General features: G+C 62.5%; 26 protein-coding genes and 1 other RNA gene. 9 read left to right on the forward strand and 18 right to left on the reverse strand.

What is annotated here, in order from left to right; translation table 11 throughout:
* The 5 genes from O3299_RS25495 to rnpB all read right to left on the reverse strand — a co-directional run bounded on the left by O3299_RS25495 (position 1) and on the right by rnpB (position 4,462).
* On the reverse strand, positions 1-1,779 hold the full coding sequence (locus O3299_RS25495; RefSeq protein WP_034748891.1) for a penicillin-binding protein 2: 1,779 nt from the start codon (positions 1,777-1,779) through the stop codon (positions 1-3).
* Complete coding sequence (gene ftsL, locus O3299_RS25500) at positions 1,779-2,048, reverse strand: cell division protein FtsL (RefSeq protein WP_034748894.1); 270 nt, start codon at positions 2,046-2,048, stop codon at positions 1,779-1,781. The genes O3299_RS25495 and ftsL overlap by 1 nt, the downstream gene beginning before the upstream one ends.
* On the reverse strand, positions 2,045-3,022 hold the full coding sequence (gene rsmH, locus O3299_RS25505) for a 16S rRNA (cytosine(1402)-N(4))-methyltransferase RsmH (RefSeq protein WP_099665434.1): 978 nt from the start codon (positions 3,020-3,022) through the stop codon (positions 2,045-2,047). Before rsmH ends, ftsL begins: the two co-directional genes overlap by 4 nt.
* A gap of 9 nt (positions 3,023-3,031) precedes the next feature.
* Positions 3,032-3,460, reverse strand: coding sequence for a division/cell wall cluster transcriptional repressor MraZ (gene mraZ, locus O3299_RS25510; RefSeq protein WP_034748899.1), 429 nt, complete (start codon positions 3,458-3,460; stop codon positions 3,032-3,034).
* Between the two features lie 662 nt (positions 3,461-4,122).
* An RNA gene (gene rnpB / locus O3299_RS25515) (RNase P RNA component class A) lies at positions 4,123-4,462 on the reverse strand.
* A gap of 232 nt (positions 4,463-4,694) precedes the next feature.
* Here rnpB and O3299_RS25520 point away from each other — a divergent pair.
* Positions 4,695-6,398, forward strand: a complete 1,704-nt coding sequence (locus O3299_RS25520; protein ID WP_305054618.1) for a thiamine pyrophosphate-binding protein — start codon at positions 4,695-4,697, stop codon at positions 6,396-6,398.
* Positions 6,399-6,471: 73 nt separating this feature from the next.
* Here O3299_RS25520 and O3299_RS25525 read toward each other — a convergent pair whose 3' ends face one another.
* The 10 genes from O3299_RS25525 to O3299_RS25570 form a co-directional block, all read right to left on the reverse strand.
* Positions 6,472-7,014 (reverse strand): hypothetical protein, encoded by a 543-nt coding sequence (locus tag O3299_RS25525; protein WP_305054617.1) that lies wholly within the window; start codon positions 7,012-7,014, stop codon positions 6,472-6,474.
* Between the two features lie 151 nt (positions 7,015-7,165).
* Positions 7,166-8,245 carry a porin gene (locus tag O3299_RS25530; protein ID WP_099665437.1) on the reverse strand — a complete coding sequence of 360 codons (1,080 nt, stop codon included), beginning with the start codon at positions 8,243-8,245 and terminating at the stop codon, positions 7,166-7,168.
* A 975-nt stretch (positions 8,246-9,220) separates the two neighbouring features.
* Complete coding sequence (locus tag O3299_RS25535; RefSeq protein ID WP_305054616.1) at positions 9,221-9,658, reverse strand: nuclear transport factor 2 family protein; 438 nt, start codon at positions 9,656-9,658, stop codon at positions 9,221-9,223.
* Positions 9,655-10,422 carry an SDR family oxidoreductase gene (locus tag O3299_RS25540; protein WP_289900373.1) on the reverse strand — a complete coding sequence of 256 codons (768 nt, stop codon included), beginning with the start codon at positions 10,420-10,422 and terminating at the stop codon, positions 9,655-9,657. The genes O3299_RS25535 and O3299_RS25540 overlap by 4 nt, the downstream gene beginning before the upstream one ends.
* Complete coding sequence (locus O3299_RS25545; RefSeq protein ID WP_369812325.1) at positions 10,419-10,979, reverse strand: DUF3833 domain-containing protein; 561 nt, start codon at positions 10,977-10,979, stop codon at positions 10,419-10,421. The genes O3299_RS25540 and O3299_RS25545 overlap by 4 nt, the downstream gene beginning before the upstream one ends.
* Positions 10,967-12,250 (reverse strand): MFS transporter, encoded by a 1,284-nt coding sequence (locus O3299_RS25550; protein WP_305054615.1) that lies wholly within the window; start codon positions 12,248-12,250, stop codon positions 10,967-10,969. Before O3299_RS25550 ends, O3299_RS25545 begins: the two co-directional genes overlap by 13 nt.
* The gene (locus O3299_RS25555) at positions 12,247-12,795 is read right to left on the reverse strand and encodes a chalcone isomerase family protein (RefSeq protein WP_305063490.1); all 549 of its coding nucleotides are present in this window, start codon (positions 12,793-12,795) and stop codon (positions 12,247-12,249) included. The genes O3299_RS25550 and O3299_RS25555 overlap by 4 nt, the downstream gene beginning before the upstream one ends.
* Before the next feature lie 2 nt (positions 12,796-12,797).
* On the reverse strand, positions 12,798-14,039 hold the full coding sequence (locus O3299_RS25560) for a class I SAM-dependent methyltransferase (RefSeq protein WP_370385314.1): 1,242 nt from the start codon (positions 14,037-14,039) through the stop codon (positions 12,798-12,800).
* Positions 14,036-14,833: a DUF1365 domain-containing protein gene (locus tag O3299_RS25565; RefSeq protein ID WP_099665441.1), complete on the reverse strand. Its 798-nt coding sequence runs from the start codon at positions 14,831-14,833 to the stop codon at positions 14,036-14,038. The genes O3299_RS25560 and O3299_RS25565 overlap by 4 nt, the downstream gene beginning before the upstream one ends.
* A complete protein-coding gene (locus tag O3299_RS25570; protein WP_305063491.1) occupies positions 14,823-16,136 on the reverse strand; it encodes an NAD(P)/FAD-dependent oxidoreductase in 1,314 nt (437 codons plus the stop codon). Before O3299_RS25570 ends, O3299_RS25565 begins: the two co-directional genes overlap by 11 nt.
* Positions 16,137-16,341: 205 nt before the next feature.
* Here O3299_RS25570 and O3299_RS25575 point away from each other — a divergent pair, with 205 nt between their 5' ends.
* From O3299_RS25575 to rpoH, 5 genes are all read left to right on the forward strand, one after another.
* Positions 16,342-17,280, forward strand: a complete 939-nt coding sequence (locus O3299_RS25575) for a MerR family transcriptional regulator (RefSeq protein ID WP_305063492.1) — start codon at positions 16,342-16,344, stop codon at positions 17,278-17,280.
* Positions 17,281-17,444: 164 nt separating this feature from the next.
* The gene (gene ftsY / locus O3299_RS25580; RefSeq protein ID WP_251351064.1) at positions 17,445-18,503 is read left to right on the forward strand and encodes a signal recognition particle-docking protein FtsY; all 1,059 of its coding nucleotides are present in this window, start codon (positions 17,445-17,447) and stop codon (positions 18,501-18,503) included.
* An 8-nt stretch (positions 18,504-18,511) separates the two neighbouring features.
* Positions 18,512-19,249 (forward strand): cell division ATP-binding protein FtsE, encoded by a 738-nt coding sequence (locus O3299_RS25585; RefSeq protein WP_077399798.1) that lies wholly within the window; start codon positions 18,512-18,514, stop codon positions 19,247-19,249.
* The gene (gene ftsX, locus O3299_RS25590; RefSeq protein ID WP_099665445.1) at positions 19,246-20,166 is read left to right on the forward strand and encodes a permease-like cell division protein FtsX; all 921 of its coding nucleotides are present in this window, start codon (positions 19,246-19,248) and stop codon (positions 20,164-20,166) included. The genes O3299_RS25585 and ftsX overlap by 4 nt, the downstream gene beginning before the upstream one ends.
* 417 nt (positions 20,167-20,583) lie before the next feature.
* Positions 20,584-21,477, forward strand: coding sequence for an RNA polymerase sigma factor RpoH (gene rpoH / locus O3299_RS25595; RefSeq protein ID WP_034784924.1), 894 nt, complete (start codon positions 20,584-20,586; stop codon positions 21,475-21,477).
* 90 nt (positions 21,478-21,567) lie between these two features.
* Here rpoH and O3299_RS25600 read toward each other — a convergent pair whose 3' ends face one another.
* Positions 21,568-21,834, reverse strand: a complete 267-nt coding sequence (locus O3299_RS25600; RefSeq protein WP_077399791.1) for a hypothetical protein — start codon at positions 21,832-21,834, stop codon at positions 21,568-21,570.
* A gap of 178 nt (positions 21,835-22,012) precedes the next feature.
* On the opposite strand from O3299_RS25600, the gene O3299_RS25605 reads away from it, so the two are divergent.
* Positions 22,013-22,465 carry a hypothetical protein gene (locus tag O3299_RS25605; RefSeq protein ID WP_305063493.1) on the forward strand — a complete coding sequence of 151 codons (453 nt, stop codon included), beginning with the start codon at positions 22,013-22,015 and terminating at the stop codon, positions 22,463-22,465.
* 3 nt (positions 22,466-22,468) lie between these two features.
* On the opposite strand, the gene O3299_RS25610 is transcribed toward O3299_RS25605, so the two are convergent.
* Together O3299_RS25610 and O3299_RS25615 are read right to left on the reverse strand one after the other, a co-directional pair.
* On the reverse strand, positions 22,469-22,816 hold the full coding sequence (locus O3299_RS25610; RefSeq protein WP_305057751.1) for an antibiotic biosynthesis monooxygenase: 348 nt from the start codon (positions 22,814-22,816) through the stop codon (positions 22,469-22,471).
* A complete protein-coding gene (locus tag O3299_RS25615; RefSeq protein ID WP_305063494.1) occupies positions 22,813-23,940 on the reverse strand; it encodes a cytochrome P450 in 1,128 nt (375 codons plus the stop codon). The genes O3299_RS25610 and O3299_RS25615 overlap by 4 nt, the downstream gene beginning before the upstream one ends.
* Before the next feature lie 76 nt (positions 23,941-24,016).
* Here O3299_RS25615 and O3299_RS25620 point away from each other — a divergent pair, with 76 nt between their 5' ends.
* On the forward strand, positions 24,017-24,715 hold the full coding sequence (locus tag O3299_RS25620; protein WP_305063495.1) for a helix-turn-helix transcriptional regulator: 699 nt from the start codon (positions 24,017-24,019) through the stop codon (positions 24,713-24,715).
* Positions 24,716-24,855: 140 nt separating this feature from the next.
* Entirely contained in the window at positions 24,856-25,710 is an 855-nt protein-coding gene (locus O3299_RS25625; RefSeq protein ID WP_305063555.1) for a DUF3667 domain-containing protein, read from the forward strand.
* Positions 25,711-25,845 lie beyond the last annotated feature (135 nt).

Here is a 25,845-nt window from a genome sequence, read left to right on the forward strand (position 1 = left end):
TCACATGGCCTCCGGACCGGCATTGGCCGGGACCACGATTTCGGTAACGGAGGAATCGGGCGGTACGTTCATCGCGCGCAGCGCGTTGGTCGCAATCGCCGCGAAAGCGGGAGCGGCAACCTGGCCGCCATAGTGGGCAGGGCCGGTCGGTTCATCGATCATCACGGCAATGATGAAGCGCGGTGCCGACATCGGCACCATGCCCACGAACGAGCCGATATATTTGCGCGGCATCGCATAGCGGCCGTTTTCCACTTTATAGGCGGTACCCGTCTTGCCGCCCACGCGGTAGCCGGCGACCTGGGCGCGCTTGGCCGAGCCGTGCGCGCCGGAGACCACCAGTTCCAGCATGGCGCGCATTTCGGCGGCCGTCTTCGGCTTGATCACTTGCTGCCCCACGGGCAGTTCATTGACCTTCTGGAACGACAGGGGAATCGTGTCGCCGTCGCGCGCGAACATCATGTACGAGCGCGCCAGCTGGATCAGCGAGACGGAAATGCCGTTACCGTAGCTCATGGTCGCCTGTTCCACAGGGCGCCACGATTTATACGGACGCACGCGGCCGGCCACGGCGCCGGGAAAACCCCATTTCGGCTGCTGGCCGAAGCCCACCTTGGTAAACATTTCCCACATTTCCTGCGACGGCATGCCCAGCGCGATCTTCGAGGTGCCGATGTTCGACGACATTTCGATGATTTCGGAGACATTGATCACGCCATGCGGCTTGGTGTCGGTGATCGTGCGGTCGGCGATGGTATAGCGGCCCGGCCCAGTGTCGATCAGGGTGCCCGGCTTGACGCGGCCCGTGTCGAGCGCCAGCGAGACCGTAATCGGCTTCAGGGTCGAACCCGGCTCAAAAGTATCGGTCATGACGCGGTTGCGCAGCTGCTGGCCCGTGAGCTTGCGGCGGTCGTTCGGGTCGTAGCTGGGGTAATTGGCCAGGGCCAGCACTTCGCCCGTGTGCACGTCGAGCACCACGGCGCCGCCGGCCTTGGCATTGAATTTTTCCACCGCTTCCTTCAACTGCGTGAAGGCGATGTACTGGATCTTGCTGTCGACGGACAGGGTCAGGTCCTTGCCATCGTGCGGTTCGTGGATGAAGCCGATGTCTTCGACGATGTGGCCCAGGCGGTCCTTGATCACACGGCGGCTGCCGGTGGTGCCGACGAGGGTCTTCTGCTGCGCCAGCTCCATGCTTTCCTGGCCCACGTCTTCCACGTTGGTAAAGCCCACCACGTGGGTCATCACTTCGCCCTGTGGATAAAAGCGCTTGTATTCCTTGCGTTCGTCGATGCCGTCGATGCCCAGCTTGGAAATCTTGTCGGCCACGTCCATCTCGACCTGGCGTTTCAGGTAAACGAAGCTGCGGTCCGAATCGAGTTTCTTGCGCAATTCGTTGACGTTCATTTCCAGCAGACCGGCCAGCGCATTGATTTTTTCGGGCGATGCCTGCAGCACGTCGTCGGGAATGGCCCAGATGGCTTTCACGGGGACGGACGAGGCGAGCACCTGGCCATTGCGGTCGGTGATCTTGCCGCGCGTGGCCGGCAATTCCAGCGTGCGCTCATAGCGCGCCTTGCCCTGCTTTTGCAGGAACTGCGTCGAGACGCCCTGCAGCCACAGCGCGCGCGCGCCCAGGCCGGCGAAAGCGAAGAACAGCAGGAACAGCACGACGCGCGAACGCCAGACGGGCAGGCGCACCGCCAGTACGGGGTTCTTCGAGAATGGCACACCTTTCGATGCCGCCACCCGGCCGTTGCTGTTACCGCCCAACTTCATTATTCGCCCTCCGTCAGGTATTGCGTACGCGCCGCCGTCAGCGGCGTCATGCTCAGGTCGCGCCGCGCGATCGATTCGATGCGTTCATGCTTGCCCAAAGTGGACTGGTCCAGCTGCAGTTGCGCCCAGTCGATGTCGAGCTGGCGCGACAGCGCTTGCGCGCGCTCCAGGTCGATCAACAGGTGGCGCGACTGGTATTGCGCGTTCACCAGCGACAGGCCGCAGCACACCAGCAGGGCCGACAGCACGACACACAGCTTGCCAGTCATCGGGCGCCGCCGTTTGCAGGGGCGGCCAGCGGCAGGCGCTGCGCCACGCGCATCACGGCCGAACGCGAACGGGGGTTGCCCTCGATCTCGGCGTCGGACGGCTTCATCTTCGAAATCAGCTTCATTTCCGGCTGCGGCAAGTCCACCGCGCGGATCGGCAGGCGGCGGTCAGGCTGCTCCACGTTCGCCTTCGAGGCGAAGAAGCGCTTGACCATGCGGTCTTCCAGCGAATGGAAACTGATCACGGCCATGCGCGCGCCGGGCGCCAGGCAGGCATACGCCTGGTTCAGGCCGATCTCGAGATCCTCGAGCTCTTTGTTAATGAAAATGCGTATGGCCTGAAAGGTGCGGGTAGCGGGGTCCTTACCCTTCTCGCGGGTCTTGACGGCGCCTGCCACGATGCCGGCAAGCTGTCGTGTGCTTGAAATTGGCTGGACTGCCCGGCCAGCAACAATCGCCTTTGCAATCTGAAAAGCAAACCGTTCTTCCCCATAATCGCGTATCACTTTCTCTAAATTCTGCTCGGTTTCCACCGCCAGCCATTCGGCCGCGGAGATGCCGCGCGTGGTATCCATGCGCATGTCCAGCGGTCCGTCGTTGCGGAAGCTGAAACCGCGCGCCGCGTCGTCGACCTGCGGCGACGAGATGCCCAGGTCGAGCAGGATGCCGTCCACCTGCTGCACGCCGCGTTCGGCCAGGCTGGCCGTCATGGTGGCAAAGCTGTCGTGGACGATTTCGAAGCGGGGGTCGCCGATCTGCTCGGCCGTGGCGATCGCCTGCAAATCCTTGTCGAAGCCGATCAGGCGCGCATCGGCGGCCAGGCGCGACAGGATCAATCGGCTATGGCCGCCGCGGCCAAACGTGCCGTCGACGTAAACGCCGTGCGCGCGGTCGCCCGACAGGTCGAGCGCATCGACCGCTTCATCGAGCAGCACCGTGCGATGCTGAAATTCCGGCACCGTGAGTTGTGTCATTACGGAGCCTTAGAAAGAAAAATTGGAAAGTACATCGGGGGTGCCGGCATCGATCGCCTGCTGTTCTTTGTCGGCCAACTTGGCGGCATCCCATATTTCAAAGTGGCTGCCCATGCCGATCATCATGACTTCGCGCGCCAGCCCGACGGCGTTGCGCAATTCAGGCGAGATCAGCACGCGGCCGGCCGAGTCCAGCTCGACGTCGACGGCGTTGCCGAGGAAGATGCGCTGCCAGGCGCGCGCCGACATGGGCCAGGCGGCGATTTGCTGGCGGTGGCTTTCCCACACGGGACGGGGGAAAAACAGCAGGCAGCCATCAGGGTGTTTGGTCAGGGTCAAGCGGCCTTCGCATTGAATCGCCAGCGCGTCACGGTGCTTGGCAGGGATAGACATCCTGCCTTTGGCATCGAGATTGATTGCGGACGCGCCTTGAAACACGGAAGACCTTTTTTGAGCTTGGGTTGCGACGCTTGCGCATCATGATGAAAAGGGAAAATTTCCCACAAAAACACACTTTTTCACACAGTTGCCCACTTTAGAGGAAGCAAAGATAGTGGTCAAGCGGTTTCCGATTGGCAAAACAGGAATTTTATTAATGAAATTAAGGACTTAGCGCATATCGTTGAAGGAGTCTCAAATAAAAATATATCGATAAATTAGATACTTATGAAAGATAGTGAATGTGCTACCTCATCTGCACACATGTGTTTTCCTACCGTAAACATCGAAAAAAACGAAATCGAAAAATTGAATTTTTTACAGTTAGTTGACGCATGACAATAATTTCGTCATCCAGACACAACAGCAATCAGCCGCAACGTAAGACTTGGTTTAAAGCAAAAAATAATCGTCCACGGCGCGTATCGGCCCTGTTTTCAGGGGTTGGCCTGACGCAGGAAAACTATTTTTGCAATGCAGCAATTAATTGCAAATAAGAAACTTTAACCAATTATTCACTTTTAGTTGTATATACAACTTTATCTTAAGTGCTATACTTTTAGAAACAAAAAAAGCCCCGTTGCGGGGGCTTTTGCGTGGCGCGCAGCAGGAAAAGCAGCCGCTGCCGAGGTGCTCCCTGGCAAGCCAGGGAGCAGGAATTCAAGTGAAGCAGGCCGGTAGGCCGGATTTTGTTACGGCGCCTTCCCTTGCAGGTCGGCGCTATGACAGTCATTCCTCTAGGCGCCAGATTACTCGGGCGCTCAAGCTTTCTACCCGCACGCTCCGCGAGCAGCATCATCGCGTGCCTATTTGAAATTGCACCAGGTGGAGGTTACCGCGTTTCACCGTAACTTAATACGCTCGTCTCTGTGGCCCTATTCCTCGCCTTATACCTTGCGGCTTTCGACGGACGGCCGTTAACCGTCACCCCGCTCTATGGAGTCCGGACCTTCCTCCCGCCAGCGCATTGCTGCGCCGGCCAGCGACTGTCTGGCCTGCTTCACCCGCCATTGTACCGCGCCGCAGCATGTTTCTGCAAAAAGGCCGGTACAGGCGCGGCGCCGCCCGCCGGGCGCCCTCGTCGTCACCCCGGGGGATTGTGTAATTCGGTGTCGCCATTTCAAAAGCCGGGCCAAATCGGCTCACATAGAATGAGGCAAGCTGCTTGCATGCAAGCGCATGCGCACCGCTTGCCCCATTTCTTTGCCACCCACTAGAATATAAAGAGCCGAACATGACGCAACAATCCCGTACCGGCGGCCAGATCCTGGTCGATGCCCTGCAGATCCACGGTGTCGACACCGCCTTTGGCGTGCCTGGCGAAAGCTACCTCGACGTGCTCGACGCCCTGCACGACTCGGGCATCCGCTTCATCATCAACCGCCAGGAAGGCGGCGCCGCCTTCATGGCCGAAGCCTATGGCAAGCTGACGGGCAAGCCGGGCATCTGCTTCGTCACGCGCGGACCGGGCGCCACCAACGCCTCGATCGGCGTGCACACGGCCTACCAGGATTCCACGCCAATGATCCTGTTCATCGGCCAGGTGGGCAATGATTTCGTCGACCGCGAAGCGTTCCAGGAAATCGACTACCGCCGCATGTACGGCCAGATGGCCAAGTGGGTGGCGCAGATCGACCGCGCCGAGCGCATCCCCGAATACCTGGCGCGCGCCTTCCAGGTGGCCACCAGCGGGCGTCCCGGCCCCGTCGTGCTGGCCTTGCCGGAAGACATGCTCATTTCGCTGGCCACGGTGGCCGACACGCGCGCCTACCAGCCGGTGCAGGCGGCGCCATCGGACGCCCAGCTGCAGCAGCTGCGCAGCATGCTGGCCACCGCGAAACAGCCGCTGGTCTTGCTGGGCGGCACCACCTGGACGCCGCAAGCGTGCGCCGACCTGCAACAGTTCGCGGAAAGCAATCACCTGCCCGTCGCCTGCGCCTTCCGTTTCCAGGACTTGCTCGACAATGCCCACCCGAACTACATCGGCGACGTCGGCATCGGCATCAACCCGAAACTGGCCGCGCGCGTGAAAAATGCCGACCTGGTCATCGCCATCGGCCCGCGCCTGGGCGAAATGACGACGGGCGGCTACACCCTGTTCGACTCGCCCGTGCCGCGCCAGCGCCTGGTGCACATCCATACGGATGCCGAGGAGCTGGGCAGCGTCTACCAGGCCGAACTGATGATCAACAGCGGCATGCCGCAAGTGTGCGCCATGCTGGCCGCCATGGCGCCCGTCGATGCTGCCGCATGGAAACATACGCCGGCCGAAGCGAAGGCCGAGCTGGCCGCCTACCAGGAGCGCCCGCCCATCTTCCAGGATGGCCGGGCGCCGCTGGACCTGTGGCAAGTGACACAAGAGATCATGGCGCAGGCACCTCTCGATACCATCCTGACGAACGGCGCCGGCAATTACGCCTCGTGGGCGCACCGCTTTTACCGCTACGGCGCCATGCGCACGCAGCTGGCGCCGACCAACGGCGCCATGGGCTATGGCGTGCCGTCCGGCGTGGCGGCGAAGATCGTGCACCCCGAGCGCACCGTGATCACCTTCGCAGGCGACGGCGAATACATGATGAATGGCCAGGAATTGGCCACCGCCGTGCAATACCAGGCGGGCGTGGTCATCATCGTCTTCAATAACCAGATGTTCGGCACCATCCGCATGCACCAGGAACGCGATTACCCGGGCCGTGTATCGGGCACGACCCTGCACAACCCGGATTTTGCGGCGCTGGCGCAAGCGTATGGCGCACATGGCGAAGTGGTGGCTACGACAGAAGAGTTCGCTCCTGCCCTGCGGCGGGCGCTGGCACACGCCAAGGCCAACAACTTGCCGGCCTTGATCGAGCTGCGCTACGACGGCAACCTGATCACGCCGAACGCGACCCTGGCCACCATCCGCGCCACGGCGGAAAAGGCGCAAGCGGCCAAATAAGCCCCTTGCAGCGCTGAAAATAGCAAAGGCCCGGTCGATACCGGGCCTTTTTCTTTTTCACAGCGGCAATCGCTCAGGCAGCGGGCGCTGGCACGCTTTCCTCGGCAGGCACTGCCTCGGCGGGCGCCTGCGGCATCGGCGGGCATGGCGTGCAGTTTTTTAAAGGACGGCCGAAATCGCGCACGCGGCTCAGCTTCATGGGCATGCGCACGTTGCCGCCGCAATAATCGCCTTCCAGGGTCAGGGTCTGGCCGTCCTTGGAAAACTTGCCGACGATGGTGCGCTCTTCGCTGTCGGCGCCGGCGATGGTGAAGTCGAAGGCGCCCGTGGCGGCGTCCAGGTTGACGTCGTTGGCCACGATGGGCCAGCTCAGGGCGCCTGCCGTGAATTCATAGATGACGGAATCGGCCTCGGCGAAGCGATGCAGCGTCACGCGCTGGCCGCCGATTTCGCCACTATCCTTTTGCAGGCACAAGTCGGAATAGACGGCCACGCCATAGCGCTCCAGTCCGGCCGGCTTCTTGCCCTTGACGGCAGCGACAGAGGCGCCTGTGGCGCCAGCGAACAGCAGCGCGGCCAGCAAGACAGCCAGGCGCGGCGAAGTGGATGAATACATGGCATTCCTTTACTTGAGTAACGGCGCCATTATAACTGGCGCCGCCAATGCAAAAACGCGCCGCCAGGACTAGCCTGGAGACGCGTTTCCTTGCTTATCAGCATCCCCGAAGGGATGCTGACAGCGGTACTAAGCTTCGCTTGCGCGAATATTAGAACGAGTGACGAACACCAACGTTGAAGGCTTTGTCGCCCGAACCAACGTTGCTGTTGTTACCAACAGTGTAGGTAGCGTTGTTTTTGTTCTTGATCTTGGCGTACGAAGCGTAGGTGCTGGTGCGCTTCGACAGAGCGTACGAGTAGCCCACTGCCCATTGATCAGCATCAGCGTTAGCAGCGGTTTTGTCGTTCGTGCGGATGAACGAAGCCATCACGGTGCCAGCTGGGCCAACAGGTACGGTTGCGCCGACCAGGATGTTGTTGCTGTCGGTGCTAGCAGCAGCTGGAGCGTAGTTGTAGTAGTTGTTGCCGTTAGCATCAACACCTTTGTTATTCAACTGGGCGCTCTTCAGGCCTTTGTTTGCGCCGTATGCGACGTAAGCTTTAACAACTGCGAAGTCGTAGTTAGCTGCAGCCAACCAGTTACGTGCGCTAGCGGCTTGAACGCCGATGTCGTCGTTGCTGGTGTTGTTGTAAGCCAGACGTGCGTTCAAAGGACCGTTCGAGTAGCCAGCCGACGCGCCGATTTGACGGCCGTACTTGTTCGACTCAGCTTTTTCGCCGAAGGTGTAAGCCACGTCAGCGTCAAAGCCGTTGAAGTTTGGCGAGGTGTACAGCACGGTGTTGCTGGTGCGGGTGTTCGCTGGGAACAGGTTCTTGGCGGAACCAGCGTAGCCCACTGCGAATGGATCAGCAACTTTCGACAGGGTGTTGTACCAAGGGGTGTATTGACGACCCAGGGTCAGGGTACCGCTCGTTTTGCTGCTCAGACCTACGTAAGATTGACGACCGAACAGGCCTTCGTCTTTACCTTGCGCGCCGTTGTCCACGCCGAAACCAGCTTCCAGAACGAACAGAGCCGACAGGCCGCTGCCCAGATCTTCGGTACCTTTGAAGCCCAGACGGGAAGCCGAAGCAACGCCGCTGTCCAGTTTATTTACGGAGCCAGCTTTGCCGCCGCGCTCGCTGACGAAACCAGCGTCAACGGTACCGTAGATAACAACGCTCGATTGAGCTTGGGCTACGCCGGTGGCTGCTGCCAGAACTGCCAGGGTGATCAGAGTTTTTTTCATTGCGATTTCCTTTAATTTTGAAGCAAAAAGTAATACAGCCTATGCATCTCGAGCTGCGCTCTAACAGAGCGCTTTTTATGAGTGAGGGCAAGGTCTCCACCTGCCACATTGCTGTTCCGGTCAGGGGAACAATTCATATCGGTATCGGCACGCTATTGCACCGATAAGCTTGAAGGCTGCAGAGCGACCGTATTTTCATGCGCCGGTTCGGTGCTCAAAGGGCACCGGAAGCGGCACTATAACGACCGTTTCACATTCCATCAAGTTCCAACATGTTACTTCCGGTACCAGGCCGAGTGCGTTTTCAGGCATCCCGGTCATCGCCAACCGTACTACGCGACAGAGCCAGTGCCCCTTGCCAACCAATGCATTGGCCTGATTGACCATTCCATCATAACGCATGCCTTGTCGACACCCGTTGTATTAGTGCAACAGTATCAGGCGCATGATTAAAACGTCAACATGCTTTACCCGCCATTTGCCCTGCATGATTTACGCGACAAAGCGCACAATTTGTCAGGCGATAATGGATAAACGGGACGAAGCATACACGGCATCGCCAATGTTTGCTGCCGCATGCCCGCAAATGGGAAATATGACGCCCTGTTTTGGTGCGTTGCCGCATTATTCAGGGGCGTAGGCGCGATTTTCGATGTCGGCGCGCGCGTGGGGAAAATAGGCAGAGTATCAATACAATTACTGACTTTCCGGTAACTTAAATTGCTCACATAGAAATGTTTTCCATGTTTTCCGGCACGCGCGCCGGGTGCCCGCTTGGAACGGATGAGGACGACTCTTGCTTGTAAATTTCGCATCAGTTGAAACAATTTCTTACAATGTTGCCTTCTCAATATTTTGACATATTTGTGTCATAAAAACGACACATTGATCGAAATCAAGTTTTCGCCAACCCAATTCCACACAATTTACTTTTTCTTTTTCGCTTTTTTTGCTTAAAAGCATCAAGAAACATGCTTAGCGCCGGCTTGCGCGCCGGAGCATGCGCATGAAAGAGCCCAGCACCGGCAATTTTTCATACAATTCTTCCGCCGCATCCCAATAGTCGCGGTGCAATACCACCCGCCCCAACCCGTCGAAACGCACATGTGTTGCTCCACGAATACATTGTTCGCCAGATAGCAGGCGTTTCATGCGAAAGCGAAACTCCCACGTCAGGAACGCTTGCTCCCCCTGCCCCAGGCTTTCCAGCACGACAAACCGCGGGGCATCGACTTGCACGAACATGTGCTCGAAGATGGCCAGGATGGCGGCATGGCCCTCCACCTCGTTGAACGGGTCCTTGAAATGGGCGTCTGGCGCGTACACGGCACCCAGCTGGGCCAGGCTCTCCAGGCTCAGGTGCTCGTAAAACGCCACCAGGCGCGCCAGCGCACCTTCCATGGTTGCGCTCATAGGCCCGTCACCTTGCGGATCAGCCAAAAATAGGCGCGGTACGGCAACAGCCGCGCCAGGCGCATGGTATTGGTAAAGCGTTTCGGAAAGTGGATGTGGAATTGCCCCCGTTCGATCCCGTCAAGCATGGCGGCGGCCGCGTCCTGCGCCGTCATCAGGGCCGGCATGGTGAAATCATTGTTCGCCGTCAAAGGCGTAGCGACAAAACCAGGGTTGATTTGATACACATCAATCCCACGCGGATGCAAGTCCAAATACAACGACTCCGTCAGGTTGATCAGCGCAGCCTTGCTGGCGCCATACGCGAGCGCCTTGGGCAAGCCGCCATAGCCGGCCACCGAGCCGACGATGCCGATGCCGCCGCTGCCCTGGCGCAACAGCCACGGCAAGGCAGGCTCCAGGCAATTGAAGACGCCGCCCACGTTCAGGGCCAGCAAGCCCTGGGCCGCCTCGAGGTCGAAGCTATCGGCGCGCATGGCCTGATACCCGCCAGCGACCACCAATATCAGGTCGATATGCGTCCACTGCTGCTGCAATTGCATGCAGACGGCCCGCACTTGCGCATGCTGCGTGATATCGAGCGGCAAGGCCTGCGCCAGCGGCTGTCCCTCGCACAGCTGTTCCAGGCTGGCGCGGTGGCGGGCAGACAAGGCCACGCACGCGCCCTGCTCCAGCAGCAAGGTGGCGCACGCGGCGCCGATGCCGCTGGACGCGCCGATGATCCACACGCGCTTGCCGGCCCAATTGCTGATCTTGCGATTCATGGTGCCGCCTGTGGACGCTTGCTGAACGATAAGGTGACGGCGCCCAGGCTGAAGCCGAACTTGCTCATGGCGGCGCGGTTGAGCATGACCTTGTCATCCATCAAGAACATCCAGTCTTCGAAGTCGACGTGGTAGACCGTGCCATCGACGGGCAGCGCCAGCACGTATTGCCAGCGCAGCGCATTGCCCGCCACTTCGCCGATGGCTTCCCCGATCACGTCGGGCGCCGTGCCGATGAAGCGCCCGGGCGCCGTCTTGCGCAAGGTCCACACGCGCCGTTGCCGGCTGCCGTCCGCATACGTGAAATCCTCGTCCAGGGTCCCCGTCTCGCCCACCCAGCTGGCCCGCATCACCACGGTGAAACGTTTCACCACCTTGCCGGAGCGGTCCTGGAAGATGCCGTGGGCATCGAGCGTGCCGTTGAAATACTGTTGCAGATCCAGTATGGGCAATTCCTGCGCGTACGTGGCCGGCGTGGGCGGCGTGGAACAGGCGGCCAGCGCCAGCAGCAAGGCGGCCAGCGGCAGGCAACGTTTGCAATAAGTCATGAAGCGCATGCGCGATTCTCCCGATGGTCACTATATATATGTTGTAGCGGCGCGCGCCACAGCATGAGCGCCGCCAGCAGTTTCAAAACACAGGGCAGCACGGCGTAGGCGGCAGACAGGGCCGGCAAGCCGCCGCTGCCGCTGCCCGGCACATAGCCGAGCCAGGCCAGCAGGGGCAAGGCGATGCCGGCCGCCAGCGCCAGGCTCATTTGCACGCCCCAGTTCCACCAGCCGAAATACGCCGCTTCGTGCCGCCCGGCATGGCCGGCCGCGCCGATCAACCCTGCCAGCAGGGCCGGCGGCAAGGCCAGGTCGGCGCCCAGCGCCAGGCCCGACAGCAGGCAGATGGCGGCAAAACCCCAGGCGGCGCCCTCGCCCAGGCCATACGCCCAGACAAACACGCTGGCGGCCAGCAGCATGGCGCCGCCCCAGGCGCGCGCCTCGCCAAAGCGGCGCGCCAGGACCACCCACACGGGCATGGAGGCGGCCGCCGCGCAAAAGTAGACGATCAGGAACGGTCCCGCGTATTGGCCCAGACGCAAATAGTCGCTGGCAAAGAACAGGAACAGGGTGGCGGGAATGGCGGCAGCCACGCCATTGACGAGCAGGACGGCAAACAGCCAGCGAAACGCGCGCTGGCGAAATGGCAGGCGCCAGGCGCCAGCGGGCAGCGCCGTCGTGCCTTGGCGCAAAACCGGACGCGGCGCGCGCGCCAGCAGCAACGCACCTGCCGCCAGCAGGCAGCCGGCAAAGGCCAGCGACAGGCCGTCATAGCCGAGCACGGACGTCAGCCCCGCCGCCAGGATCACGCCGAGCAAGCCGCAACCTTCGCGCACGGCCGTCACCCGCGCCCGCTGCGCGCGCGCCTGGCTCAAGGCCGCGCCCCAGCTCTGATGCGCGATGCCGGCCAGGCCATAGGCGGCGTACACGAGCAGCAAGGCAGCCAGGAACCAGGCCAGGGTGGCCGCTTGCGGCATGGCCGGCGGATGGAACAGGGCGCCAAAGCCCAGCAACAGCAGCGGCAGCGATGCGCCGACCAGCACGGCATAGCTGCGCCCGCCGCGCGCCATCCAGGCGCCGAGGGCCGGGTCGATGAAGGCGGCGGCAATGCGCGCCGCCAGCAGCACTGCGCCGATTTGCGCCAGATCAAGGCTGCTGCGCTGCGCATAAAACGGCGCCACATATATATAGATGGGCAGCGCCAGCATGGCCAGCGGCAAGCCGAACAGGCCATAACTGAACAAGGCCGGCAAGCTCAAGGCGCTGGCCCCGGCGTTCATGGCAGCGGCGCCGCACTCTGCAGCAAGGCTGCGCGCAGCTTCGGCGCCGTGCTCGACGGCGACAGCCAGATGGCGAAGAAGGCGCGCGCGAAGTCGCCATCGTTCACGTCGGCCAGCACCTTGCCATCGAGATAAAAGCGCACGCCGGGCGCGATGCCGGCCCGGTAGGCGCCCGCGATGCGCTGGTCTTCCTTGACGTCAGGAAAGATGCGCTGCATGGTGGCCAGCCACGCCAGGCGCTGCTCCGGCGTGCCGGCGCCGATTTTCTGCATCTGTTCATAACTGGCTTCGGCGATCTTCTTGCCGTCGAGCGAACGCGCGTAACGCAATTCCAGCACGAAGGGCGCCGTTGCCGACGCCGCGCCCTGGTAACCGTTCGCGCCCACCCAAAGTTGCGCCCGATAAATACGCATGCCGAACCACGTGTATTCCCCCTCGCCCGCCAGGCGGGCTTCGGGCACGTCGGCCGCGATAAAGGCCGGCGGCGCTGCCGCGGCGCCCAACATGGTCAACGACAGCAAAGCGGCGACAAGCAGCTGGCGCATCATCACTCCTTGATCAGGGTAAATTGCATCACATCCGTGTTGTGCGCCTGGAAGGCGGCCTCGCAATACGCGAGGTAAAACTCCCAGGTGAGCAGGAAACGGCCGTCGAAACCCTGCTTTTCCAGCGCCGTGCGCTGGGCCAGGAAGCTGGCGCGCCACTGGCGCAAGGTTTCCGCGTAATCGAGGCCAAAGCTGAAGGCGTCTTCCACGCGCAAGCCCTGCGCCTCGGCGGCGCGGCGGAATTCGGCCGGCGAGGGCAGCATGCCGCCCGGGAAAATGTACTGTTGAATAAAATCCGTGCTCTTGCTGTAGCGCTCGAACAAGTCGTCGGCAATGACGATGGTCTGGATGCAGGCGCGTCCGCCCGGCTTCAGGTTGCGCGCCACGCACGCGAAATAGCCGGGCCAGTAGCTTTGTCCCACGGCTTCGAACATCTCGATCGAGGCGATGGCGTCATACTGGCCTGCGCTGTCGCGGTAATCGCACAGCTGCAAGTCGGCCTGCCCTGCCAGGCCCGCGTCCTGCAGGCGCTGGCGCGCATAGGCGAGCTGTTCGGTCGACAAGGTCAGGCCCGTCACGTGCGCGCCGCAGTCGCGCGCCGCCGTTTCCGCAAAGCCACCCCAGCCGCAACCGATTTCCAGCACGCGCGCGCCCGGCTGCAGTTGCAACTGGTCCGCGATGCGCGCGTATTTCGCCCCTTGCGCCTGCTCCAGGCTGGCGCCTTCGGTGAACAGCGCGCTCGAGTACGTCATCGACGGGTCCAGCCACAGCTGATAGAAGGCGTTGCCGATATCGTAGTGGGCGTGGATATTCTTCTTGCTGCCCGCGCGCGAATTGCGGTTGAGCAAATGCCGGACCTTGTAGACCAGGTTGCCCCACCAGTTGCCATAGATCAATGACTCGATGTGCGCGCGGTTGCGTATCATCAACTCGATCAAGCCCGGCAAATTGTCCGTGCGCCAGTCGCCGGCGATAAACGTTTCCGCAAAGCCGATGTCACCCGAGCGCAGGACGGCCGCACACAGGCGCCAGTTGTGCAAGTCCAGGGTGACGGGATGGCTGCCATCGCCGTACAGCAAGATGCTGCCGTCCGGCGTGCGCAGGCGCAGCGCGCCGTATTGCAATTTTTCCAGCAGGCGCACGATCATGCGCCCGGCAGCGGGCATGTCCACGTGCGCATGCCCATGCAAGGGAGTGGAACTGCTGCGCGCATGCAGGCCGGTCGGCAGGGAATCGGAGCTCATCGGGACACCTTTTCTTGTGGAGGGTGGGGTTTGCTGAAAAACGGCACGCGGCGCAGCCACAGGCGCAAGGCTTGCCAATGGATGCGCGCCATCACGCCGAACGTCATCAGGGGATAGCGCAGCAAGGCCCAGGCGATGGCGCCATCGCGCAGCGGCTGCGCCGTGCCGGACAAGCTCGTCTGCAGCAGCGGGCCGTCGAGGTCGTCGTAATCGACCCGGGCCAGGTGGCGCTCGCCATCCTGGTCGTTGTTGCGCAGGAAACGGAAGCGGTACTGGCCTTCCACCTTGCAAAACGGCGACACGTGAAAGATTTTCTTGGCGACCAGTTCGCTGCCATACGCGATGGCGCCGCCCTGCTCGAGCAAGTACAGATGGCGCTCGCCAAAGGTATTGCGCACGTCGCAGAGCACGGCCCGCAGCGCACCGTCAAGCCCGTGACAAAACCAGAAACTGACGGGATTGAAGACATAGCCGAACATGCGCGGCATGGTTTGCAGCCAGATTTCGCCGCCCGCGTCGACCACGCCATGCTGGCGCAGCAAGCCGTCGATCCAGTCCAGCAGCGGTGTCGTGCCATCGCCATGGTCGCTGTCGCGGAAGGACAGCACATTGGCGCCGTTGCGCGAAATCAAACGGGCAGGAAAATCGTGCGCGCCCAGGCTGCGCAAGGGCAGGCGCAGATAAAACATGCCATAAGCAAAAGCATGCGCGCGCGGACGCAGCCGCGCATGGCGCACCTGTCCCAGGCACAGCTGGGGCTGCGGCCGGAGCGGCTGCGTGGGATCACGCGGCATGGCCGAGCTCCGCCGACGCCAGACCGTTCAGAGCCTGCGCCACACCCAGGCCCGACTTCAAGCCGTCTTCATGGAAGCCATAGCCCGTCCAGGCGCCCGCGAACCACGTGTGCTGCGCGCCCTGGAAGCCGGCCAGGCGCGTCTGGGCGGCAATGGCCGCGCCATCAAACACGGGGTGGGCATACGAAAACTCGTCGATGATGCTTGCCGGATCGGGCTCGTCGAGCGGATTGAGCGAGACGATGACGGGCGTGATGAACGGCAGCGGCTGCAGCTGGTTCAGCAAATAATGCACGCACACTTGCGGCGCTTCGCCCTCCCCCGCTGCCGGCCGTCCCTGGTAATTCCAGGCGGACCAGGCACGGCGGCGTTGCGGCAGGCAGGAAGCATCCGTGTGCAGCACAGCCCGGTTCGGCTGGTAGCGCACGGCTTCGAGCACGGAGCGCTCGTCGTCGCGGATATCTCCCAGCAGGGCCAGCGACTGGTCGCTGTGGCAAGCGAGCACGACGTGATCGACATGCTCGACGCCGGCGGCCGTATGCAGCTCGACCATGCGCGCGCCGCCGTGCCCCTGGCGGCGCACGGCCAGCACGGGGCACGCCAGGCGCTGCTGCGGTATGCCCGCCAGCAATTTTTCCACGTACACGCGCGAGCCGCCCCGCACCGTGCGCCATTGGGGCCGGTCGCTCACTTGCAGCAAGCCATGGTTGTGGCAGAAACGGATGAACGTGGCCAAGGGAAAGGCCAGCATCTGGCGCGCCGGACACGACCAGATGCAGGCGGCCATCGGCAACAGATACCAGTGACGGAATTCGTCGCCGTAGCCGTGCAGGTCGAGGAATTCTCCCAGCGACAGGGCCGGCGCCGGCAAGGCAGCCGTGGCCAGGGCGCTGGCCTGGCGGTTGAAGCGCAGAATGTCGCGCAACATGCGCAGGAAGGCGGGGCGCAGCAGATTGCTGCGCTGGGCAAACACGGTGTCCAGGTTGGCGCCCGCCCATTCCAGCACGCGGGCATCGGGCGCAGCGCCCAGCGGCATCTTCACGGAAAACGACATGTCGCTGTCGGCCGCCTCGACGCCCAGTTCGTCAAACAGTTGCACCAGCTGCGGGTAGGTGGCGTGGTTAAACACGAGAAAACCCGTGTCGACCCCATGCGTGACGCCATCGAGCGTGACATCCACCGTATGGCTGTGGCCGCCAAAGTAATCGCCCGCCTCGTACAAGGTGACGTCCTGGCCCGATTGCGCCAGGCGATAGGCACACGACAATCCTGCGATTCCTGCTCCGACGACGGCAATTTTCATGAGTGCACCCGTGTTATGTTTGTCCTGGACAAAACAAGCTACATCGATAGTCAGTCAAATATTGATCTATGTCAATGAGCACCTGTTGTCGTTCACAAACTTATACGCGAGCAATATCCAATCGGATTCAGCTATTTGGTACGGGGCGGCGGAAGGCGTAGAATGCCAGTAACGTTCTTTTTGGCATGCGAGCAACCCCACTGGTATGGATACTGACCTGCAACTATCTCCTGCCTTCAGCATCGGCGATGTCGAACGCGACACCGGGCTGGCCAAGGAAACCTTGCGCGTGTGGGAGCGCCGCTACGACTTCCCCCAGCCGCGGCGCGACGCCTTTGGCGAGCGCAGCTATCCAGCCGAGCAAGTGCAAAAGTTGCGCATGGTCAAACGCCTGCTGGACCTCGGATTTCGTCCGGGAAAAATCATGCAGCACAGCACCGCGCAACTGCAGCAGCTGGCCAGCGCCGGCAGCACGCCGCCGCCGCCGGCCCCCCAGCTCGAACACTACCTGGCCCTGTGCCGCAGCCACCAGATGGCGGAACTGGGCGACGCCCTGCGCCAGGCGCTGGCCGTGCTGGGCTTGAAAGCGTTCACCATCGACGTCATCGCCCCCCTTACCGGCATGGTGGGTGAAGCGTGGGCGTGTGGCGAACTGGCCGTGTACGAAGAGCATCTGTATAGCGAAACCTTGCAGACGGTGATGCGGCACGCCATCTTTTCCCTGCCGCAAGCAAGCAGCCCGTCCATGCGCTCGCCGCGCATCGTCCTCAGTACCTTGCCGCAAGAGCGTCACGGCCTGGGGCTGCTGATGGCCGAAGCGCTGTGTGCGGCGGCCGGCGCCCATTGCATGTCGCTGGGCGTGGAAACGCCGCTGACGGACATCGTCGCGGCCGCCCGCGCGCAGCGGGCCGACATCGTCGCGCTATCGTTTTCCAGCGCCAGCAAGCAACGGCAGACGCGCGACAGCCTGCAGCAGCTACATGCGAGCTTGCCTCCAAGCATGGAATTGTGGGCAGGGGGACGCAGTCCCGTGCTGACCAGGCAGCCGCCACCCTTCTTGCATGTGCTGGACTTGCGGCAAGTCGACGAAAGCATCGCCGACTGGCGCCGCCGCCACCAGGCGCTGGCCCTGCAAACCCACTGAACCGGCGGAAAAGCGCGGCAACTGCGGCGATCTCCGTGGATAGCGGCGCAATGTTGCCAATCGAACAGTAAAGCATGAAGGGCCGGGCGCGCTCTGGTAGAATAGCCCGTAACACAGTGTCCGGCGCCGCCGGGCCTTAGGTCAGCACCCGCCACCACACATCCATGTTTAGTTTCTTCAAGAAAAAACCCATCGCTCCCGAGGCTGCACCAGCCGAGCCCCTCGTCCTTCCCGCCGCCACGCCGCCTGCACCGCAGCCTGCCGCCACGCCCCTGAGCGGCGCACCTGCCGAGCTCGTGCCCGTGATCGTGGCAGCCGAACCCGAGAAAAAATCGTGGATGACGCGCCTGAAGGCCGGCCTGTCGAAAACCTCGAACACCCTGTCCGTGCTGTTCGTCGGCGCGAAGATCGATGACGCCCTGTACGAAGAGCTGGAAGCGGCGCTGCTGATGTCGGACGCCGGCATCGACGCCACGGAATTCCTGCTGACGGAATTGAAGAAAAAGGTCAAGGAAGACAAGCTGCTCGACGCGGCCGCCGTCAAGGCCGCCCTGAAAGTGCTGCTGATCGACCTGCTCTCGCCGCTGGAAAAGCGCTTCGAGCTGGGCCGCCACAAGCCGCTGGTGATGATGATTTCCGGCGTGAATGGCGCAGGCAAGACGACCACCATCGGCAAGCTGGCCAAGCACATGCAGTCGAATAACCAGTCCGTGCTGCTGGCCGCGGGCGACACCTTCCGCGCCGCCGCGCGCGAACAGTTGATGGTCTGGGGCGAACGCAACAACGTCACCGTGATTTCGCAGGAATCGGGCGATCCGGCCGCCGTGGCCTACGACTCCGTGCAATCGGCGAAGGCGCGCGGCATCGACGTGGTGATGGTCGACACGGCGGGACGCTTGCCGACACAGTTGCACCTGATGGAAGAATTGAAGAAAATCAAGCGCGTGATCGGCAAGGGCATGGATGGCGCGCCGCATGAAACCCTGCTTGTGATCGACGGTAACACGGGCCAGAATGCCCTCACGCAAGTGAAGGCCTTCGACGATGCCCTGCAGCTGAGCGGCCTGGTGATTACCAAGCTGGACGGTACCGCCAAGGGCGGCGTGCTGGCGGCGATCGCCCGCGTGCGTCCCGTGCCCGTGTATTTCATCGGCATCGGTGAGAAAATTGAAGACTTGCAGCCTTTCGTGGCTGCCGAATTTGTCGAAGCGCTGCTAGGATAAGCCTATACATGATTGAATTTCAGCACGTCTCCAAGCAATACTCCGCCGACGCCGTGGCGCTCAGCGACATTTCCCTCAATATTGCCAAAGGCGAGCTGGTGTTTTTAGCGGGCCCGTCCGGCGCCGGCAAATCCACCTTGCTGAAAATGATCGCCGCCATGGAACGCCCCACGTCGGGCAAGCTGATCGTCAATGGCCAGGACATGGCGAAGATCAAGCCGGCCGGCGTGCCCTTCCTGCGCCGCAACATGGGCCTGATCTTCCAGCAGCAAAAATTGCTCAACGACCGCTCCATCCTGGCCAACGTCATGCTGCCGCTGCTCGTCGTCGGCGCCCACAAGACGGCCGCCGAACAGCGCGCGCGCGCCGCGCTCGATAAAGTCGGCTTGCTGGACCGCGCCATGGCGCGTCCCCTGTCGCTGTCGGGCGGCGAGCAGCAGCGCGTGTCGATCGCGCGCGCCATCGTCAACCGGCCGCAGATCATCCTGGCCGACGAACCGACGGCCAACCTGGACCGCGCCAGCGCCAACAAGGTGCTCGACGCCCTGAAAGCGTTCCACTCCGTAGGCGTGACTTGTCTCATTTCCAGCCATGACGAACAGATGCTCGACGCCGCCGCCCGCGTGATCCACCTGAAAAACGGCCAGCTGGTGGCCATCGACAAGGCCACGCAGGCGCCCGTGTTCGCGCCGCCCGATCCCGATTTCGCCCCCGGCGCCGGAGATGACGCGGGAGAACAGGCATGAGAGGCTGGTTCCGTCAACATCGCTTCGCCCTCGGTTCGGCGCTGATCCACTTGCGCAAGTCGCCGGGCGGCTTCTTATTGAACGTGCTCGTCGTCGCCATCGCCCTGTCGCTGCCGTTCGCCGGCTTGACCATGCTCGACAATGTCCGTCCCATGTCGGAACAGATGTCGGTCGACCCGGAAATCAGCGTCTTCCTGAAGATCGACACGCCGCGCGAGCAAGCCGTGGGCCTGGCCGGCGCCATGCGCAAGATTGTCGGCGAGCAAAAGGCGAAGATCGTCTTCATCCCGCGCGAACAGGCGCTGGATTCGCTGAAAAACAAGAACGGCCTGGCCGACGTGCTGAGCACCCTGGGCGACAATCCCCTGCCCGACAGCTATGTGCTGAAACTCGACGCCTTCAGCAGCGCCAGCGAAGCGCAGGATGTCGATGCGGTGGCGGAACAGCTGCGCCACTTGCCCGGCGTAGAGTCGGCGCAAGTCGATTCGGCCTGGGTCAAGCGCCTGGCGGCCCTGCTGGGCGTGCTGCGCCTGGTGCTGCTGCTGCTGGCCATTACCCTGGGCGTGGCCGTGATCGCCGTCGTCTTCAACACCATCCGCCTGCAAGTGATGCAGCAGCGCGATGAAATCAGCATCTCGAAATTGATCGGCGCGACGGACACCTTCATCCACCGTCCCTTCTATTATACGGGCGCGCTGCTGGGCTTGTGCGCCGGTGCGCTGGCGCTGGGCGCCGTGGCGCTGGCCTTGCAGCCGCTGAACACGGCGATTGCTGAGTTTGCCCGCCTGTATGCGTCCGAATTCCAGCTGGTGCCGCTGGCGCCGCTGCCGATGGCCGGCTTGCTGGCCGTCAGCGCCGGCCTGGGCCTGATTGGCGCCTTCCTGTGCGTGCAGCGCCACCTGGCGCGCCTGAACTGATCTTCTTTCCCATGGCGGCGCCTCCGGTACCGCCATGCGCCCTCCCCATACTGCTGTTATCTTGATATTAAGCAAGTATTCTTAAGGTTCGCTTCAGCCAGAGGCCGTAGACTGGCTACGTTGTCGTGAAGCGGCCTGCAGTGCTGTTCAGATCGCTATTCAGACATATTTATCAGGCATTCATTCGCCATAGCATTTAGGCTATCAGATCGATTAAATGTGCTGATTGGCACTCTCAAGCAGAGAGTGCTAATATAGGGACATACCAACAGCAGAACCGCCATGGACGCCAGATCAAGATGGTGCCGCGATCTGCAAAGTGCAAGACCGAATACGCAAAAACGACGATACAAGCTGCCACGTCGCGTGACGTGGCCAACTGGAACAAAGCAAGACTACGAGGGAGAAAACATGACTATGATGTCCGCAACGTCCGCATTGGTTCCGACCAAAAGTAATGCGCTGGGCCTCGGGTTCACTGGCAATCTGGGCAATATCGACGCCTATATTTCGGCCGTGAACCGCCTGCCCATGTTGACCCACGACGAAGAAATTTCGCTGGCGACACGCCTGCGCGAAAAAAATGACCTGGCCGCCGCGCAAGAACTGGTGCTGTCGCACCTGCGCCTGGTAGTCTCGATTGCCCGCGGCTATCTGGGCTATGGCTTGCCGCACGCCGACCTGATTCAGGAAGGCAATATCGGCTTGATGAAAGCCGTGAAACGTTTCGATCCGGACCAGGGCGTGCGCCTGGTGTCGTACGCCATGCACTGGGTGAAAGCCGAGATGCATGAGTACATCCTGAAAAACTGGCGCCTGGTCAAGGTCGCGACGACGAAGGCGCAGCGCAAGCTGTTCTTCAACCTGCGCAGCCACAAGACGGGCCTGGACGCGATGACGCCGAAGCAGATCGATGCGCTGGCCAAGCTGCTCGACGTGAAACGCGAAGAAGTGATCGAGATGGAAACGCGTTTGAGCGGCCGCGACATTGCTCTGGAATCGCCGACCGACGATGAAGACGACAAGTTTTCGCCGATCGCCTACCTGTCGTCGGAGCAAAGCGAGCCGACCAAGGTGCTGGAAGCGGAACAAGTGACGCGCCTGCAATCGGAAGGCCTGGAAACGGCCCTGTCCAAGCTGGACGCCCGTTCGCGCCGCATCATCGAAGCGCGCTGGCTGGCCAACGACGACGGTTCCGGCGCCACCCTGCACGCGCTGGCGGAAGAGTTCGGCGTATCGGCCGAGCGCATCCGCCAGATCGAAGTGGCGGCGCTGAAAAAAATGAAGGGCGCGCTGGCGGCCTACGTGTAATCGCCAGCAATGCCGCAATGTAAAAGGCGCCGCAAGGCGCCTTTTAGTTTTACAACTTGATGTTTATCAACAGATAAACATGGCAGCCAGTTAAGCTGCAGCCAGGCCCTTGCTGATCAATTCAGCAACGACTTCATTCAGATCCGCGCCGCGCTCCTTGGCCAGGGTCTGCAATTGCAACACCAGATCGCTGTTCAGCTTGACGGCGAATGGCACCAGGCCCAGGGCCTGGTCGCGCTTGCGCTGTTCGCGGCGGTCGACGACCACCGCTTCCTTACCGAATGCACCGGCGCCGGGAACATTCATCTTTCCCATCAGTTTCTTGGCATCGCTTTTGGCCAGGTCGGTTTTTTTCATGGTTGTTTCCTGATTTTCAAAACAGCCATTCTACGCAGTAATCGGCGCGCCGCGTGGCTCGCGCCTCAATTCATCGGCAGCACGCCAATAGTGCGCCGGAAAAATATCATTTTGTTACTATCATTTTATCCCACGCGTGAACAAGCACGCCGGGGACGCTCCACCTGAAAGGAAAAACATGTCTACTCTGAACCGCTCTTATCGCACCGTGCTGCTTCCCCTGTTCTTCGCCTGCCTGGCCATGCTGGCGGGCTGCGGCGCGGCCGGCAGCGCCGGCGACGCGGAAAACACGCCGCGCAGCGTCACCCACGTGCTTTCGCCGGGCGAACAGGTGGCCATCACGGCCACCGATACCCTGAAACTCGAACGCGTCAACGACAGCCGCTGCCGCAAGGGCGCCGTGTGCGTGTGGAAAGGCTACGTCAGCTACAGTTTCAGCCTGCTCAACAGCGCGGGCGCGACCGACATCGTCCTATCCGATTCCATGCCCGGCGCCGCCAGTTCCGTCACCGTCAACCACCTGACGTTCACCCTGCTCGACGTCGACCCGGCCACGCCGCCGGCCCTGAATGCGGCCGAGCCCACCTACCGGGTCAAGGTGAAAATCACGCAGGGCGCGCTGCCCCGCTAAAGGCTAGGCATCGTGGCGCCGCTGGCTGTCTTCGGGCGCCTGCTGCCGCTCCAGCAAGCCGTAATCGCGCACGACAGCGGCGATGCGCAGCCGGTAATCGTCGAACACGCCGTGCCGGCCGGCCGATTGCGCCGCGCGGTGCGCTTCCAGCTGCCGCCACTGCGCCAGCGCCGCCTCATCGCGAAAGAACGATAGCGACAGCAGTTTTCCTGGCTCGCTCAGGCTGCTGAAGCGCTCGATGGAAATGAAACCGTCCACTTCATCGAGCAGGGGCCGCAGGGACGCTGCCAGGTCCAGGTACTGCTGGCGTCCTGCGGCGCTGGGCCACACCTCGAAAATCACGGCGATCATGCGTTTTCTCCTTGCGCAAACACGGGGATGCGCGCGTTCAGCGACGGCAGATAACGCCACGCCAGTGGCAAGCCTTCCAAAGCCCCGGCCCACGCCTGCAGACAGGCCGTGGCGATGGCGAGCGCGATGGCCTGGCCCGGACAAACGTGGCGGCCATGACCAAAACCCGACTCCGCCTGGCCGGCGCTGGCCAGCACGACGAGAATCATCTGCCCGGCCGGCACGCGCACGCCATTGCACTCCGTATCTTCCGCCGTGTAGCGGCGCGTGTTGTGGATGGCGGGATCGCGCAGGCTGACTTCGCGCAGCATGGCTGGCCACAGCTCGGGCGCGGCGCGCAGTTGCGGCAGCAAATCCCGCTGCGTGCGCAAGGCCACGATGGTATTGCCCAGCAAGCCGGCCGTGGCGTCGCACGTCTGCGACAGCAAGCCCACGAGGTTGGCCAGCACACCGCCCGACGCTTGCCAACCCAAGGCATCCGCCTCGGCCACGATGGCGGCCAGCATGCTGCCGGGCTTCACGTCGCCCTCGCGCAGCAGACGGCCAAAACTTTGCAGCAAGGCCTCGGCCGCCACTTGCGCACCGGCCAGTTGCTCGGCATTGCTCAGCGGCGACAGGCAGGCGACAAAAGCGCGCGTCCAGGCGGCCAGCGCCGGCCATTGCGCTGGCGCAAAGCCCAGCAAGTCCGCCATGGCGAACAGGGGCAGCTCGAACAGTGCATCGTTCAGCTGGGCGGCGCTGCCGGGCACCCGGTCGCCGGCAAGGTGCAGCGCCCGCCACTGCAAGCGCGCCATATCCACCTGGCCCAGCGCGCGCGCCAGCACCTGTTTTGGCAAGGCATGCCGTTCGCCATCGTTCATACGCACCAGTTCGGCAAAGATCGCGCCGCACGGCGTGCCCGCCAGGTTGTGCGGCACGCCCAGGTCCGCTGGCCGCACGCGGCAGGCGGGATGCGCCAGCACGGCGCGCACGCCGGCCGCGCCCGTCGCCAGCCAGCAGTCGAGCTGCGCATCGAATCGCAGCGGCGGGCCGTCCGCCAGGCGGCGATAGTAATCGTACGGCGCCGCGTGGGTGACGGCAGAGAAAGGGTCCACGGGGTCGGTAACAGAATCGGTGAGCGGCATGCGGCTTCCATTGCAGTGAGGTAGGGAGCAGAGTATGCTGGCCCTTCCACCACAACACTTCGCTAACGGACGAATCATGGATGACAAGCATCAAGCCCGCACGGCCGACATGGGACTGGCGCAACTGGCCGGCGCCATCGCCGAACCGGCCCGCGCGCGCATGCTGTGCAGCCTGCTCGACGGCCATGCGCGCACGGCCACGGAATTGGCGGCGCTGGCCGAGGTGGGCGCTTCGACGGCCAGCGCCCATCTGAGCCGGCTGCGCGACGACGGCTTGCTGTCGATGCTGGCGCAGGGCAAGCACCGCTACTACCGCCTGGCCAGCATGGAGGTGGGCCAGGCCCTCGAAGCGCTGCTGGTGGTGGCCGGCGTGGCGGCGACGCCGTTTACGCCCACCACGCCGGACCGCCTGCGCCATGCGCGCACCTGCTACGACCACATGGCCGGCACGGTGGCCGTCGTCCTGCATGACCAGTTGCGCGCGCAAGGCTGGCTGCTGGACGATGGCGGAGAATATCGTTTGTCGGAAGCGGGCGCGGCTGGCATGGCGGCCCTGGGCATCGACGTGCCGCAATTGCAGCGCCTGCGCCGCCGCTTCGCCTGTGCCTGCCTGGACTGGAGCGAACGGCGTGCCCATCTGGGCGGCGCGCTGGGGGCGGCCCTGCTGCAGCTGGCCCTGCGCCAGCGCTGGGCCGAGCGCGAACTCGACAGCCGCGCCCTGCGCCTCACGCCGGCCGGTGAACAACGCCTGCTGGCCGCCTTCCGTGGCGCCTGACCGGCGCAGGATTTTGTATCTCGGAAGCAACTAGAACGCGAAAAAAATGCGCTTTTATCATTGTTTTCATTCATCATATGCTGCGCCCTTGAGCGATCATCTTTACCTTTCGGCCATGGAAAGAGTCCATCTTGAAAACAGTGTCATCCAGCACGCATCCCGCCAGCACCTGCCATAACTGCCATACCGATGCGCCAGGCAACTTCTGCAGCGCCTGTGGCCAGACAACGGCCGTGCACATGCCCAGCGCGCGCGAATTCCTGCATGAATTTATCGCCCATTATGTGGCGCTCGAAGGCAAGCTCTGGCGTACCTTGGCCCTGCTGCTGTTCCGCCCTGGCGCACTCAGCAACGAATACCTCGCGGGACGCCGCGTGCGCTACGTCGAGCCGCTGCGCGTCTACCTGACCTTCAGCATCCTGTTCTTTGCCATCCTCAAGTTCAGCAGCCCCGACATGTTCCTCACCGTCCACGACCAGCAAGCCCAGGTAGGCGCCCATGGCCCCCGCCAAGCTCCGGAAAACCAGACGTCGGCCATGCAGGTCAGCATTTTGGGCCAGACGCCCACCCTGCCGCGCCAATGGCAAGACTTTGAGCAACTGCCCACGGCCGAGAAACAAAAACTCGTGGTGGAAAGCTTTTTCCATTACGCGCCGTACGCCATGTTTTGCCTGATGCCGCTGTTCGCCCTGTTCCTGAAAATCCTCTACCTGGGCAGTGGACGGCGCTATGGCGAGCACTTCCTGTTCGCCTTGCATACGAATGCCTTCGCCTTCATCACGATGGCGCTGATGCTCCTCATCCCCGTCGACCTGGTCCGCCTCGTGCTCGGCGCCTGGCTGCTGGCCTACCTGCCCTGGGCCATGTGGCGCGTGTATCCAAGCGGCAAACTCGCCACCGTCTGCCGCTGGTTGCTGCTGATGGTCGCCTACAGCCTCGCCATGAGCCTGGCGATCGTGGCCTGCATCGCCATCGGCGTGATGCTGCGGCATTAAGCTACGCCACCAAGAGGCGCTCCGGCGGTCCTGCTGCCAGCGGACGCTCCACCATTGATGCAGATCAATGACGATGGCTTGTGGCCGCTGGCTCTGGGCGTGCTGGCGCACGGGCCATGCCTGGGCGCGCAGCAG

The organism is Janthinobacterium sp. SUN176, from assembly GCF_030587335.1.
GTDB lineage: Bacteria > Pseudomonadota > Gammaproteobacteria > Burkholderiales > Burkholderiaceae_D > Janthinobacterium > Janthinobacterium kumbetense.

Coding starts and splice junctions, on each gene's coding strand:
- O3299_RS25535 (WP_305054616.1), bottom strand. CDS start 9,658: ATGAGCGCAACCATGGAAGGTGCGCTGGCGCGCCTGGTGGCGTTTTAC.
- O3299_RS25525 (WP_305054617.1), bottom strand. CDS start 7,014: ATGTATTCATCCACTTCGCCGCGCCTGGCTGTCTTGCTGGCCGCGCTG.
- O3299_RS25615 (WP_305063494.1), bottom strand. CDS start 23,940: ATGCCGCTCACCGATTCTGTTACCGACCCCGTGGACCCTTTCTCTGCC.
- O3299_RS25560 (WP_370385314.1), bottom strand. CDS start 14,039: ATGAGCTCCGATTCCCTGCCGACCGGCCTGCATGCGCGCAGCAGTTCC.
- rsmH (WP_099665434.1), bottom strand. CDS start 3,022: ATGACACAACTCACGGTGCCGGAATTTCAGCATCGCACGGTGCTGCTC.
- O3299_RS25555 (WP_305063490.1), bottom strand. CDS start 12,795: ATGCGCCAGCTGCTTGTCGCCGCTTTGCTGTCGTTGACCATGTTGGGC.
- O3299_RS25605 (WP_305063493.1), top strand. CDS start 22,013: ATGTCTACTCTGAACCGCTCTTATCGCACCGTGCTGCTTCCCCTGTTC.
- O3299_RS25575 (WP_305063492.1), top strand. CDS start 16,342: ATGGATACTGACCTGCAACTATCTCCTGCCTTCAGCATCGGCGATGTC.
- O3299_RS25585 (WP_077399798.1), top strand. CDS start 18,512: ATGATTGAATTTCAGCACGTCTCCAAGCAATACTCCGCCGACGCCGTG.
- O3299_RS25570 (WP_305063491.1), bottom strand. CDS start 16,136: ATGAAAATTGCCGTCGTCGGAGCAGGAATCGCAGGATTGTCGTGTGCC.
- ftsY (WP_251351064.1), top strand. CDS start 17,445: ATGTTTAGTTTCTTCAAGAAAAAACCCATCGCTCCCGAGGCTGCACCA.
- O3299_RS25530 (WP_099665437.1), bottom strand. CDS start 8,245: ATGAAAAAAACTCTGATCACCCTGGCAGTTCTGGCAGCAGCCACCGGC.
- ftsX (WP_099665445.1), top strand. CDS start 19,246: ATGAGAGGCTGGTTCCGTCAACATCGCTTCGCCCTCGGTTCGGCGCTG.
- rpoH (WP_034784924.1), top strand. CDS start 20,584: ATGATGTCCGCAACGTCCGCATTGGTTCCGACCAAAAGTAATGCGCTG.
- O3299_RS25495 (WP_034748891.1), bottom strand. CDS start 1,779: ATGAAGTTGGGCGGTAACAGCAACGGCCGGGTGGCGGCATCGAAAGGT.
- O3299_RS25620 (WP_305063495.1), top strand. CDS start 24,017: ATGGATGACAAGCATCAAGCCCGCACGGCCGACATGGGACTGGCGCAA.
- O3299_RS25545 (WP_369812325.1), bottom strand. CDS start 10,979: ATGCGCTTCATGACTTATTGCAAACGTTGCCTGCCGCTGGCCGCCTTG.
- O3299_RS25565 (WP_099665441.1), bottom strand. CDS start 14,833: ATGCCGCGTGATCCCACGCAGCCGCTCCGGCCGCAGCCCCAGCTGTGC.
- O3299_RS25550 (WP_305054615.1), bottom strand. CDS start 12,250: ATGAACGCCGGGGCCAGCGCCTTGAGCTTGCCGGCCTTGTTCAGTTAT.
- O3299_RS25610 (WP_305057751.1), bottom strand. CDS start 22,816: ATGATCGCCGTGATTTTCGAGGTGTGGCCCAGCGCCGCAGGACGCCAG.
- O3299_RS25520 (WP_305054618.1), top strand. CDS start 4,695: ATGACGCAACAATCCCGTACCGGCGGCCAGATCCTGGTCGATGCCCTG.
- ftsL (WP_034748894.1), bottom strand. CDS start 2,048: ATGACTGGCAAGCTGTGTGTCGTGCTGTCGGCCCTGCTGGTGTGCTGC.
- O3299_RS25600 (WP_077399791.1), bottom strand. CDS start 21,834: ATGAAAAAAACCGACCTGGCCAAAAGCGATGCCAAGAAACTGATGGGA.
- O3299_RS25540 (WP_289900373.1), bottom strand. CDS start 10,422: ATGAATCGCAAGATCAGCAATTGGGCCGGCAAGCGCGTGTGGATCATC.